11 protein-coding genes are annotated in these 12,089 nt (G+C 66.6%); 9 read left to right on the top strand and 2 right to left on the bottom strand.

The features are described 5' to 3' along the window. The first annotated feature begins 1 nt into the window (after position 1). From P8934_RS15355 to P8934_RS18785, 6 genes are all read left to right on the top strand, one after another. The gene (locus P8934_RS15355) at positions 2-424 is read left to right on the top strand and encodes a VOC family protein (RefSeq protein WP_278031817.1); all 423 of its coding nucleotides are present in this window, start codon (positions 2-4) and stop codon (positions 422-424) included. A gap of 97 nt (positions 425-521) precedes the next feature. After that, a complete protein-coding gene (locus P8934_RS15350; protein WP_278031816.1) occupies positions 522-1,040 on the top strand; it encodes an N-acetyltransferase in 519 nt (172 codons plus the stop codon). 83 nt (positions 1,041-1,123) lie between these two features. After that, positions 1,124-1,585: a YchJ family protein gene (locus P8934_RS15345; protein WP_278031815.1), complete on the top strand. Its 462-nt coding sequence runs from the start codon at positions 1,124-1,126 to the stop codon at positions 1,583-1,585. 292 nt (positions 1,586-1,877) lie between these two features. Then, a complete protein-coding gene (locus tag P8934_RS15340; protein ID WP_278031814.1) occupies positions 1,878-2,546 on the top strand; it encodes an HAD-IC family P-type ATPase in 669 nt (222 codons plus the stop codon). After that, complete coding sequence (locus P8934_RS15335) at positions 2,447-4,609, top strand: HAD-IC family P-type ATPase (RefSeq protein WP_278031813.1); 2,163 nt, start codon at positions 2,447-2,449, stop codon at positions 4,607-4,609. The genes P8934_RS15340 and P8934_RS15335 overlap by 100 nt, the downstream gene beginning before the upstream one ends. 255 nt (positions 4,610-4,864) lie before the next feature. Continuing rightward, complete coding sequence (locus tag P8934_RS18785) at positions 4,865-5,758, top strand: DUF6789 family protein (protein ID WP_347403440.1); 894 nt, start codon at positions 4,865-4,867, stop codon at positions 5,756-5,758. Positions 5,759-5,804: 46 nt separating this feature from the next. Here the strand turns inward: P8934_RS18785 and P8934_RS15320 are convergent, their stop codons facing one another. Further along, complete coding sequence (locus tag P8934_RS15320; RefSeq protein ID WP_278031812.1) at positions 5,805-7,556, bottom strand: sensor domain-containing phosphodiesterase; 1,752 nt, start codon at positions 7,554-7,556, stop codon at positions 5,805-5,807. Positions 7,557-7,671: 115 nt separating this feature from the next. Further along, the gene (locus P8934_RS15315; protein ID WP_278031811.1) at positions 7,672-9,288 is read right to left on the bottom strand and encodes a sensor domain-containing diguanylate cyclase; all 1,617 of its coding nucleotides are present in this window, start codon (positions 9,286-9,288) and stop codon (positions 7,672-7,674) included. A 304-nt stretch (positions 9,289-9,592) separates the two neighbouring features. Here P8934_RS15315 and P8934_RS15310 point away from each other — a divergent pair, with 304 nt between their 5' ends. From P8934_RS15310 to P8934_RS15300, 3 genes are all read left to right on the top strand, one after another. Continuing rightward, positions 9,593-10,348, top strand: a complete 756-nt coding sequence (locus P8934_RS15310) for a TIGR01458 family HAD-type hydrolase (protein WP_278031810.1) — start codon at positions 9,593-9,595, stop codon at positions 10,346-10,348. Positions 10,349-10,471: 123 nt separating this feature from the next. Then, the gene (locus tag P8934_RS15305; RefSeq protein WP_098180643.1) at positions 10,472-10,942 is read left to right on the top strand and encodes a phosphate-starvation-inducible PsiE family protein; all 471 of its coding nucleotides are present in this window, start codon (positions 10,472-10,474) and stop codon (positions 10,940-10,942) included. Between the two features lie 134 nt (positions 10,943-11,076). Next, positions 11,077-11,910: a PhzF family phenazine biosynthesis isomerase gene (locus tag P8934_RS15300; protein ID WP_278031809.1), complete on the top strand. Its 834-nt coding sequence runs from the start codon at positions 11,077-11,079 to the stop codon at positions 11,908-11,910. The last annotated feature ends 179 nt before the right edge of the window (positions 11,911-12,089 follow it).

Genomic DNA, 12,089 nt, shown 5'->3' with positions numbered 1-12,089 from the left:
GATGGATCAGCGTGTGAGTCTGATCACCCTGGGCGTCGGCGACCTGGCGCGGGCGCGGCGCTTCTATGAGCGGCTGGGCTGGCAGGCGGGCATGGCAGTGGATGACGAGGTGGTGTTCTTCCAGCTCAACGGGCTGATCCTGTCGCTCTATCCTCGCGCCGCCCTGGCTCGTGATGCCGGCGTGGTGGACGCAGGCGGCGGCTTCGCCGGCATCACCCTGGCCCATAACGTGCACTCTGAGGCAGAGGTGGATGACGTGCTGAGTGAGGCCGAGCGCGCCGGCGGGCAGATCGTGACCCCGGCCAGCCGGGCAGAGTGGGGCGGGTATTCCGGCTATTTCGCCGACCCCGACGGCCACCTCTGGGAGGTGGCGCACAACCCGGGATTTCCCATCGATGCCGGGGGCAACACATTGCTCGGTTGAACACTTGCGGCGACGAATTCGGCATTTCCCCACGGCAACCATCTCCGTTGCGCGCTCCAATGGCGTCCTCGAAGACTGCCTGCAAGGAACAAGGATCATGAACACGCCACGTCATCCCACCATCCGTCCCGAGACGCCTGATGACGCCGATGTCATCGAGGCCGTCACCTTCTCGGCCTTCCGCGGGGCGCCACATACCAGCCATACCGAGCAGCATATCGTGCGTGCGCTGCGTGAGGCGGGGGCGCTGGCCGTGTCGCTGGTCGCCGAATGTGATGGCGAGCTGGTGGGCCACGTGGCGGCCTCCCCGGTGACGCTTTCGGATGGCACGCCGGAGTGGTACGGGCTGGGGCCGGTATCGGTGCTGCCGGCGTGGCAGGGCCGGGGCATCGGCTCGGCGCTGGTGCAGGCCTGTCTGGCGCGATTACGGGAGCGCGGTGCCCGGGGCTGTGAGCTGGTGGGCGAGCCCGGCTACTACCAGCGCTTCGGCTTCCGCTCCCTGCCGGGGCTCATCCTGCCCGACGTACCGCCGAAATATTTCATGGCCCTCTGTTGGACCAACGAACGGCCCCAGGCGCGGGTGGCCTTCCATTCGGCTTTCGCGGCAACGGGCTGATCATTAGGGCCTGAGCGGCGAACCGGCTTGCTCTTGCGGCAACGGGTACCCTATAGGGGTAAGGCCCACCACACGAGGTTTGCATGACACAGCCCGCCTCCACCTCTTGCTCCTGCGGCAGCGGCCGTCCGCTCGCCAGTTGCTGCGGGTGCTATCACGCCGACGAGCCGGCGCCGACCCCTGAGGCGCTGATGCGCTCGCGCTACAGCGCCTTCGTGCTCGATCTGGCCGACTATCTGCTGGCGACTTGGCACCCGAGTACCCGGCCAGCGAGCCTGGCGCCGGACCCCGCGACCGTCTGGAAGCGTCTCGAGGTGCTCGAGAGCGACGAGGAGGGCGAGCGGGGGCGGGTGCATTTCCGCGCCACCTTCCGCGAGGGGCGGCGTTGGTCGGTGCTGGAGGAGTCGTCGCGCTTCGTGCTCGAGGCGAGGCGTTGGTTCTATCTCGATGGCAACCCCGCCGTCCACCGCCTCAAGCCCGGCCGCAACGCGCCCTGCCCGTGCGGCAGCGGGCGCAAGTTCAAGGCCTGCTGCGGGCTGGCGTAATCGGGGCAGTTGCCCCGCAGCCAGGATAGGTAGCGTCTCAGGAATGGCAGCGCACTCCCTCCCGAGGCACAGCGTCCCGAAGCCTGATATGGTGCCCCGCAGGGGGCAAGTTGCGGCCCAAGATGACATCGTGGAGGGAGGAGCCTCTCCCGTCGCATGACTGTTCATCCTGCAACGCAACCGAGGAGGAGGCATTGCTGGTGCGATCTACGCCGCTCAATCCGATAGCCTGCTCGTCAGTCTTTACGGGCTCTGGCACGACTATCGATAATTTGACGCGATACTCCTACCGATGATGGATCCTGACTGGCATTCGCTTCCTCTCAAGGACGTTTTCGATCGATTGCGTACCACGCCGCAGGGTCTGTCCACTGCTGATGCGAAGAGTCAGCTGAGGGAGACGGGGCCGAACGTTATCGAACGCACGGCCGGCCCACCCTGGTACCAAATACTGCTGCATCAACTGGCCGATCCGATCGTTTACGTGCTGCTCGGTGCCGGTCTTCTCGCCATCCTGATCGGCAAGGTCGCGGACAGCTTCGTGATCCTGGCCGTTGTTGTGCTCAACACCATCATTGGCTTCGTGCAGGAAATGCGCGCCAGCCAGGCGATCGCCGCCCTGAGCCGCATGGTGCCACAGAGCGCCACCGTGCTGCGCGATGGCAATCCCACCACGATACCGGCACATGAAGTGGTGCCGGGGGATGTGCTCCAATTGCAGGCGGGTGATCAGGTCGCTGCCGACATGCGCCTGTTCGAGGTGAACGGACTGCAAGTCGATGAATCGCCGCTCACCGGGGAATCACTGCCGGTCGACAAACAGGAAACCGCGGTGGAAAGCGAGGCGGTGATCGCCTGTCGATGGCCTTCGGCGGAACCCTGGTCACCGCGGGCACAGCGGATGGCGTGGTCGTTGCCACCGGTGCAGCCAGTGAACTCGGTCGGATCTCCCGACTGCTGAGCGAGACTACCGAGTTGCAGACACCGCTGACGCGGCGCCTCGCCCGACTCGCCAGGGTAATCACGCTGGCGATCCTCGTTGTCGCTGCCTTGATTTTCCTGGTCGGCATGTGGCGCGACAATCCTTTCCTCGACAGCGCGCTGGCGGCGATCACGCTCGCCGTTGCCTCGATTCCCGAGGGGCTGCCCGCCGTCATTACCATTGCCTCGGCGATCGGCGTGCAACGCATGGCACGACGCCAGGCGATTATCCGTCACCTGCCCGCCGTCGAGACCCTCGGCAGTACCACGGTGATCTGCACCGACAAGACCGGTACCCTGACGCGCAACGAGATGACGGTCGAGACCCTGTGGGTTCCGGAGGGAGAGATCGAGCTGTCAGGGGTAGGCTATGCGCCCGAGGGAGAGTTGTATCGGGATGGCCAGACACTCGATCCATTGCCGGAGGATATCCAGCAATTGCTCATCGCGGGCCTACTCTGTAACGATGCGCAACTTACGTCCGAGGGCGGACGCTGGCGCATTGTGGGCGATCCTACCGAGGGTGCCCTGATTGTCGCCGCATCCAAGGTGGCACTCGACGCAGACAGGTTGCGGCAAACCTTCCTGCGCAACGATGAAATCCCGTTCAGCTCAGAGAGCCAGTTCATGGCGACGCTGCACGAACCCCCCGAGCATCCAGCCACGGTCTACGTGAAGGGTGCCCCGGAAGTGATCGCGAAGATGTCACCGGCATTCTTCGATGGCCAGCCAATGTCGATCGAGGCCGTTCACGAGGCCGCACACGAACTCGCCGGACGAGGGATGCGCGTGCTGGCCATGGCCATGGCGACACCCGCAAGCGATACGGAACTGGAGGCTTTATCCTGGCAGCACGAGCTGCGCTTTCTCGGACTGGTCGACATGACCGATCCACCCCGTGAGGAAGCCGTCAAGGCGGTCAGAAGCTGCCAGCAGGCGGGAATCATCGTCAAGATGGTTACCGGCGATCACGCTGAAACTGCCCGCGCGATCGGCAGGAGTATCGGTTTGCTGGATTGCGCCGATATCGGCGACGAGGTGGTGACGGGAAGGCAGATCGAAGCGGCATCCGATGACGAACTGATTGCGCTGTCGAGCTCCACCAACGTGTTCGCGCGCGTGGCGCCGGAGCACAAGTTACGGCTGGTCAAGGCCCTGCAGGCCAACGGCCAGGTCGTGGCCATGACGGGCGATGGCGTCAACGACGCGCCGGCCCTCAAGCGCGCGGAGATCGGGGTTGCCATGGGGATCAATGGCACAGCGGTTGCCAGGGAAGCGGCCGACATCGTCCTCGCGGACGACAATTTCGCCACGATCAGCGCGGCGGTCGAAGAGGGCAGGCGTGTCTATGATAATCTCGCCAAGTCCCTGGCGTTCATTTTGCCCACCAGCCTGGGGCAGGCGATGATCATCCTGGTTGCCGTGCTCTTCTTCCCGATTACCGACGGTCATCTGCTGATGCCGATCGAGCCGGTGCAGATTCTCTGGGTGAATCTGGTCGTCGCCATCGCGCTGGCCCTGCCCCTGGCCCTGGAAGCCCGGGAACCGGGACTGATGCAGCGTCCGCCACGGCCCCCGAATGAGCCGTTGCTGAGTACTTTCCTGGTATTGCGCACCTTCCTGGTTGGCGCGCTGATGACCGCCGGTGCGGTATGGCTGTTCTTCCGCGAGTACCATGCCGACCTGCTGGCGGGTGTCTCGACAGATCAAGCGCGCAGCGCAGCACAAACGGCGGCCGTCACCACCATCATCCTGTTTCAGATGCTGTACCTGCTCAATTGTCGTTCGCTCACCCAGACCTTCTGGCGCATCGGTCTGTTTAGCAACCGGTGGGTCTATATCGGCATATGCGCGACCCTGGGCCTGCAATTGGCCTTCGTCTACCTGGCGCCTTTCAACCGTCTGTTTCATACGCGGCCGCTGGATGCGGCGGATTGGGTCATGTCGGCGGCCGTGGCGCTGGGGGGATTCCTTATTATATCAATGGAGAAATGGCTCTGGCGCCGGAAGGAGGGCAGCAGCAATACACAGGAGCATGTCTGATGTTCTTCGCAGACAAATTCTTCCCGGGGAAATGTGGAACACGGGGATATAAGGGACAAACTCTGAGGGGGCCGCTTGGGGCCAACCTGCCATCCCTCATCGAGAAGTTTACTTAAAGGTTCGGGTGTCCACTTAGCCGGGTCAACTCCAGCCGGAGGGTAATCGTGATGGAACAGCGCATCAGTCTGATCACCCTGGGCGTCGGCGACCTGGCGCGGGCGCGGCGCTTCTATGAGCGGTTGGGCTGGGGCGGGCATGGCGGTGGATGACGAGGTGGTGTTCTTCCAGCTCAACGGGCTGATCCTGTCGCTCTATCCTCGCGCCGCCCTGGCTCGTGATGTCGGTGTGGTGGACGCGGGCGGCGGCTTCGCCGGCATTACCCTGGCCCATAACGTGCACTCTGAGACCGAGGTGGATGACGTGCTGAACGAGGCCGAGCGCGCCGGCGGGCGGGTCGTCAAGCCGGCCAGCCTCGCGGCGTGGGGCGGGTACTCCGGCTATTTCGCCGACCCCCGACGGCCACCTCTGGGAGGTGGCTCACAACCCGGGGTTCCCCATCGATGCCCACGGCAATACCCGGCTTGGCTGATCGAGGCCTCCCGATGTGAGCGCAGGGGCGAGGCTTGCCGGGCGCCTGGCCCTGTGCATCGTCTCCGAGGGCGTGACTACACTGAAAGGCACAGCCACCGCAGGGAGGACGCCATGAGCACTCGCCTGTTACGAGGGTTGATGGCCGGGTTCGCGGCCACCCTGGTCATCTCCTTGATCCTGATTCTGCGCCTGGCAGCGGGCATCATCCCCTGGTACGACCCCATCGAGGTCATGAACCTGGCCGCTCAGGACCTGCTCGGCGCGCCGGACAGCCGGCTGCTGGCCTGGGGCATCCATTTCGTGGTGGGCACGCTGATCTGGGGGCTGCTGTTTGCGCTGCTGGTCCCCTATCTCCCGGGCCGCACCCCTACCCGCCGGGGCCTGGAGTTCGGCGTGGGCAGCTGGCTGGTGGTGATGGTCACGGTCTTTCCCCTGGCGGGCTCCGGCCTGTTCGGCCTGGGCTTCGGGCTGGTGGCACCACTGTCCATGCTGATCGCCCATCTCATCTTCGGCGCGGTGATCGGGGCCGTCTATGGCTGGGGGAAAGGCGTGGTCTAGCCCCGGGCGCGTCGGCAATCGGGGGCACTGAGTCAGCCGAGTCGTGTCACGCCCGCCCGGCAAGCCAGGTCTCGAAGGCGCTGGGCAGCAGCGGCCTGGCAAGCAGGTACCCCTGCACCTCGTTGCAGCCCAGTTCGTCCAGGCAGGCGAGGGCGGCCTCGCTTTCCACGCCCTCGGCGACGACGCGGTAACCCAGGTCATGGGCCATACCGATCATCGAACCGACCAGTGTCCGGGTCCGCGCATCCTCGCCCAGGTGGGTGATGAAGCCTCGGTCGATCTTGACGATATGCGCCGGTATCTCGTGCAGGTAGGAGAGGCTGCTGTAGCCGGTGCCGAAGTCGTCGATGGCGATCAGGATGCCCGCCGCGATCAGCGCATCGAGCTGGGAGGCCGCCGCCTGCCCCTTGCCGATCAGGGCGCTCTCGGTCACCTCCAGCTCGATGGCGTCGGCGGGCAGGCGAGCCTGGTGGAGTTCCGCGAGTACCCGCTCGGCGAAGTCCGTTTCCTCCAGGTTGGTCGCCGAGACATTGATCGAGATCCGCAGCCCTCGCCCCTGCTCGTGCCAGAGCGCGGCCTGGCGAATCGCTCGGCGCACCACCCAGGCCGTCAGGGTCCGGGCCATGGGTGTGTTCTCGATCAGCGGAATGAATTCCGCCGGCGAGACCTCGCCAAGGACGGGATGTCGCCAGCGCAGCAGGGCCTCGCTCCCCTGGCAGACACCACTCGCCACGGCAACCCGGGGCTGGAAGACGAGATAGAGCTCGTCCTCGCTCTCCAGGGCCCGCTCGATATCGGAGAGCAGCATGCTGCGGCGCTTGAAACGCTGGTCCAGCTCCGTGGAGAAGACGCCGGCATCCTCTCCCATCTGGCGTGCGTCCAGGCTCGCCGCATGGGCGCTGCGCAGGATATCGGAGGCGGTCGTCTCGCCCAGCCGGAAGGAGGCGATGCCCACCACCGGCCGCACCAGCACGGGAACTTCGCGAGCCGACTCGAGCGCCATCAGGTGTTCACGCAGGCGCAGCGCATGGTCGATGAGGCCGGCATCGCTGTCCACGGCCACCAGGTGCACGAACTGGCAGCCGCCGAGGTAGTAGAGCCGCGACCCTTGGCCGATGGCTTGCTGCAGGCATTGGGCGGATACCTGGGTCAGCTCGTCCAGGAAGGCGGGCCCCATGGTGCGGTGCAGGGCGCTCAGCTGGCTGGGCTCGACCACCTCGGTGAAGAGGGCGGCCCGCCGCTCGTCGGGTGCATCGAGGGCCAGGTCCTGCAGGTCCTCGTCGAACTGGCCGCGATTCGCCATGCCCGTCAGGGGATCGACCCTGCCGAAGGCGTGCTGCAGTTCGATCTGGGCCATAACCATGGCGGCGAGGTCGACCAGCGCCGCCCTTTCCTGCTCGGTGATCTCACGGGGCGCCTGCCCCAGGACACACATGGCCCCCAGTGTATGGCCTTCCCGGGTGGTCAGCGGCGCCCCGGCATAGAAGCGGATGCCCGTGCGGGCCAGGTGGCTGTCCCGGTAGCAGCTCGAGGCCAGCAAGTCGGGGATAACGACGACCTCGGCGGAGGCGGAAACATCGGCACAGGGCGCCCTCTCGCGGGGGATCTCACGGTGATCGACCCCCACCCTCGACTTGAACCACTGGCGATCGGCATCCGTCAGCGATACCGCGGCGATCGGCAGGTCGAAGAGCTGGCTGGCCATTCGAGTGAGGCGATCGAAGCTCTCGCTGGACGGGGTATCGAGGAGGTTGAGTTGCCGAAGCGCGAAAAGGCGTGCCTGTTCGGGGGTTTTCATCGACGTGGAACGGCTCATGGCGAAAGACGTCGGCAACTTACCATCGGGAAAGCGGGATCCCTAATGAATCCGAACTATCAGCGTCCCAAACGCCTGGCGCGATGGCGGGGAGCGTTTACCAGCGAACCGCCACGCGGTTTCTGCCCTCGCGCTTGGCCTGGTACATGGCGGCGTCGGCGCGCTGTGTGACGGCCTCGACGCTGGCGTCGCCCGGCAGGAAGCAGGTGACGCCGATGCTCACCGTGAAGTGGAAGGGCAGCGTCTCTGCCTCGATCGTGGCCTCGGCGATCTGGCGCAGCAGGCGCCAGGCGACGGCCCAGGCTTCCTCGGCGGACATGCCGGGCATGATCACCATGAACTCTTCCCCGCCGGTGCGGCAGGGCAGGTCACTCTGGCGCAGGTGGTGTCGCAGGGTGTCCGCCAGCAGCCGCAGGCCCTTGTCGCCCTCGGCGTGGCCCAGGGTATCGTTGATGACCTTGAAGCGGTCGATGTCGATCATCAGCAGGGCCGCCTGGCTACCGTCGTCCTTGACCGACCTGGCGACGCTTCTGGCGGCGTCGTCGAAGGAGCGGCGGTTGGCCAGCCCGGTCAGGGGGTCGGTACTGGCCTTGCGGGCCCAATCGGCTTCCTGATGCCGCTGCCGGGTGATGTCCCGATAGACCCAGAGGTGACCATGGTACTGGTCGGCGACGAACAGGGGCGTGTAGGCGCGCTCGAGGAAGCGGCCATCTGCCATGGCCAGCAGGTCGCGGCTCTGCTTGCGCCTGGCCACGATGAGCTCCTCGATGCGCGCCACGAAGCCTTCCGGTTCCGTGAAGTACGCCTTGGTGGACTGGGCGGCCTCTTGGCAGTCCATGCCCACGAGGTGCTCGGGCGGCGCATCGATGCCGAAGAGGTCGCAGAAGGCCTGGTTGGCCACGATGACCCGGCGCTGCTCGTCCTCGAGCAGCAGGCCCACGTCCAGGCCCTCGATGACCACCTCCAGCTGGCGCTTCGAGACGAGCTGGGCGGTCTCCAGCGTCTTGCGCGGGGTGATGTCGAGCTCGCCCATCACGATCATCGGCAGGCCCGTCTTGGGGTCGGTGGCGCGGCACAGGTCGAGATGATGCCAGCGCTCGCTGTCGTCGACCCGCATGATGGCCTCCAGGGAGGTCCTCGGCTCGCCTTCCAGCCGCTGGAGGAGCCCCTCGGCAAGGTCGCGGTCCGAGAAGCAGGCCGCGAAGGAGGTCTGGCCCCGACGGGCGGCGAGGGCGGCCGGATTGCGCACCAGCTGGCGCCCCTGACCATCGAACACCGAGACCATCATGGGCGTGTGCCTGACCGCCTCCAGGGCTCGCAGGCTGGAGGCATCCAGGGAGATGTCGCTTTCCAGCCCTTCCACCAGCATGCCGGTGCGTCCCTCATGCGTGAAGTAACGGCTGCAGCGGCAGTGCAGCGAGATGGCCTGGCCGCCCGGGTAGAAGCTCCAGTGTTCATCGATGGTCTCGCCCCTTGCCAGGCGCGGGAGGTAGTCCGCCAGGCGTCGCCGCGTCGCCTCGCTCATCGTCGAGGAGAAGTCACGGGCATAGAGCGCCTGCGGCGTTTCGGCTCCCCAGAGTCGCACGGCCGCGGCATTGGCATAGTGCATCCGTTCCTGTTCGATATCGAAGATCCAGATCGGTGTCTGGAGCCGATCGAGAAGGGCGGCCTGGTCGTGGGTGGCCGCCTGGGGAACGTGGTGAAAGGAGGTCACGATATCGGAAGGGTCCTGGCGGTGGTCGAGGGTATCCGCCGTCGGTGACGAGTCATTGCAGATTACCGCATTCCATGAAATGTAACCCTATCACTGGACTAGAGATACATCAGCCTTCTGTGCCATGACCACCATCAATATGGATGAGAATTTCATCCCCCCCGCATCGTACTCCCGCGATGGGCCCCATTGGCGAGAAGTCTTCGTGAAGTGCGCAGTGCGATTACCCGCCTCCGAACAGCGCGATGCCGGACGATCGATTTTCCAGAGGCTAGGCTGATGGAAACGTTGCCAGGAGACGACCATGCTCAAGGCAGTACTGCTCGATATCAGTGGCGTGCTGAGCGAGGACGGCGAGGCCCTGCCAGGTGCCGTGGAGGCGGTGGCGCGGCTGCAGGCGAGCGGGCTGGCGCTGCGCTTTCTCACCAATACCTCGCGCAAGACCTCGGCGGCGGTCTGCGAGGAACTGCAGCGGCTGGGCTTCGCCGTGGAGTCGGCACAGGTGTTCACCGCCCCGGGCGCGATCCGTCGCTATCTCGAGCGCCATCGCCTCTGCCCCTACCTGCTGATCCACGAGCGGCTTGAGCCGGAGTTCGCCGACCTGCCCCCGGGCGAGCCCAACGCTGTGGTGCTCGGCGATGCCGAGCAGCGCCTGGACTATGCCCACCTCGACGAGGCCTTCCGCCTGCTGCTGGACGGGGCGCCGCTGCTCGCCGTGGGCACCAATCGCTACTTCCGTCAGGCGGGCACGCTGCACCTGGATGCGGGGCCCTTCGTACGTGCCCTGGAGTACGCCGCCGGCGTCGAGGCGCGGGTGCTGGGCAAGCCCGCGGGCGACTTCTTCCATGCCGTGCTCGAGGAGGCCGGGGTGGCGCCCGGCGAGGCGCTGATGGTGGGCGATGACGTTGAGTGCGACGTGGCTGCCGCCATGGCGGTCGGCCTGCAGGCGTGCCTGGTGCGCTCCGGCAAGTATCGCCCGGGCGACGAGGAAAAGGCCCCCGAGGCACGCTGCGAGGCGAGCCTGGCCGACCTGGTCGAGGCACTGCTGGTAACCCGATAGTCGCGGGCGCGATAACCGACAGCCCATCCTGCCGTCTGGTGTCCTCCTGCGCGGCGCCATATGCTGGAGCAGCGCACCGGGCCGGCGCGTTCGCTTGCCGGCAAGCCGCTCAGGAGATACGCCATGGAACACGAGGAGAGCACCGAGGGCCGTTCGCCGCGGCTGATGCACGACGAACTCCCCAAGGAGCATGAAGACCCGCTGATCCGCAGGCTGCACCTCGTCATCCGCTTCGCCATCAAGATTCTGGCGGTGCTGATGGTGCTGGTGATCATCTGGGGCGTGCTGGACGTGGTCTACGTGCTCTACTCGCGCTTCATGGCCCCGCCGGTGATGCTGTTCGAGGTCAGCGATATCTTCCTGATCTTCGGCGCCTTCATGGTGGTGCTGATCGCCGTGGAGATCTTCATCAACATCCGGCTCTACCTCGGCACCAATATCCTGCCGATCCGGCTGGTGATCGCCACGGCGCTGATGGCGATCGCGCGAAAGGTGATCATCCTCGACACCGAGCTCGTCACCGCGGAGGAGATGCTGGCCATCGCGGCGGTGGTGCTGGCGCTCGGCGTGACGCACTGGCTGGTCGGCAAGTAGTCGTCGTGGCCTCGGGCCTGGAGGGCGAGGCCGGCGGCGGCATTCACTGGCGCCAGTTGCGCCGGGAGCCGGCTTGCTACCCCGACCGGGTGCGCCATAGTGAATGATGACCCCACCACTGGAGGTGCTTTCCCATGACCGGCACCCTCTATCGACTCTCGGCCTTCACCCGTGACCCCGCCGGCGGCAACCCGGCCGGGGTCTGGCTGGGGGAGGTGCTGCCCGATGCCTCCACCATGCAGCGCATCGCGGCCGAGGTCGGCTATTCCGAGACGGCCTTCCTCGCCCCGGCGCAGGGCGAACATCGCCGGGTGCGCTACTTCAGCCCCGAGGCCGAGGTGAGCTTCTGCGGCCATGCCACCGTGGCCGCCGGTGTGCAGCTGGGCCGCCTGGAAGGCGCCGGCACCTACCGGCTGGAGACCGCCGTCGGCGAGGTGCCGGTGACGGTCAGCCAGGCGGGCGACGAGTGGCGGGCCTCCCTGGAATCCGTCTCGCCCGCCCACCGGCCGCCCGGGCCCGGCCTGGTGGACGAGGTCCTCGCCCTGCTGGGCTGGCGGGCCGAGGAGCTGGCGGCCGACCTGCCCCCGGCGCTGGCCTATGCCGGGGCCTGGCACCTGGTGCTGGCGGTGGCGGACCGCGAGCGACTCGCCATACTGGACTATGATTTCGAGGCCCTGAGGGCGCTGATGGCCCGCGAGGGCCTCACCACCCTGCAGCTCGTCTGGCGCGAGTCCGCCACGCGCTTTCACGCCCGCGACCCCTTCCCGGTGGGTGGGGTCGTGGAGGACCCCGCCACCGGTGCCGCGGCCGCCGCCCTGGGCGGCTACCTGCGGGATGCCGGGCTGCTCCAGGCCCCTGCGCGGCTGACCATCCGCCAGGGCGAGGCGATGGGACGCCCCAGTGAGCTGGAGGTGGAGATCCCCGCCTCCGGCGGCATCCGCGTGGCCGGCACCGCGGTGGTACTGTAAGCCTGTCTCCCGCGTCCCCGCGTCCCCGCGTTGAGAGCCCGCGTTTCCCTGCCCGGGGCGGCCGGGTAGGGTGGCAGCTGGCACCCGCCGCCCGGGTGCACCACGCTTCAACGACGTCCGTGCGGAGTCGACGCCCTTCGCACTCCTCCCGGCATCAACCCGATCAGGAGCCCGTCACC

The sequence above is a fragment of the Halomonas sp. CKK8 genome (assembly GCF_029625235.1).
GTDB classification, from domain to species: Bacteria; Pseudomonadota; Gammaproteobacteria; order Pseudomonadales; family Halomonadaceae; genus Halomonas; species Halomonas ventosae.
The sequence above is the reverse complement of the archived record's forward strand: the minus strand, read 5'-3'. Positions and strand labels throughout refer to the sequence as shown.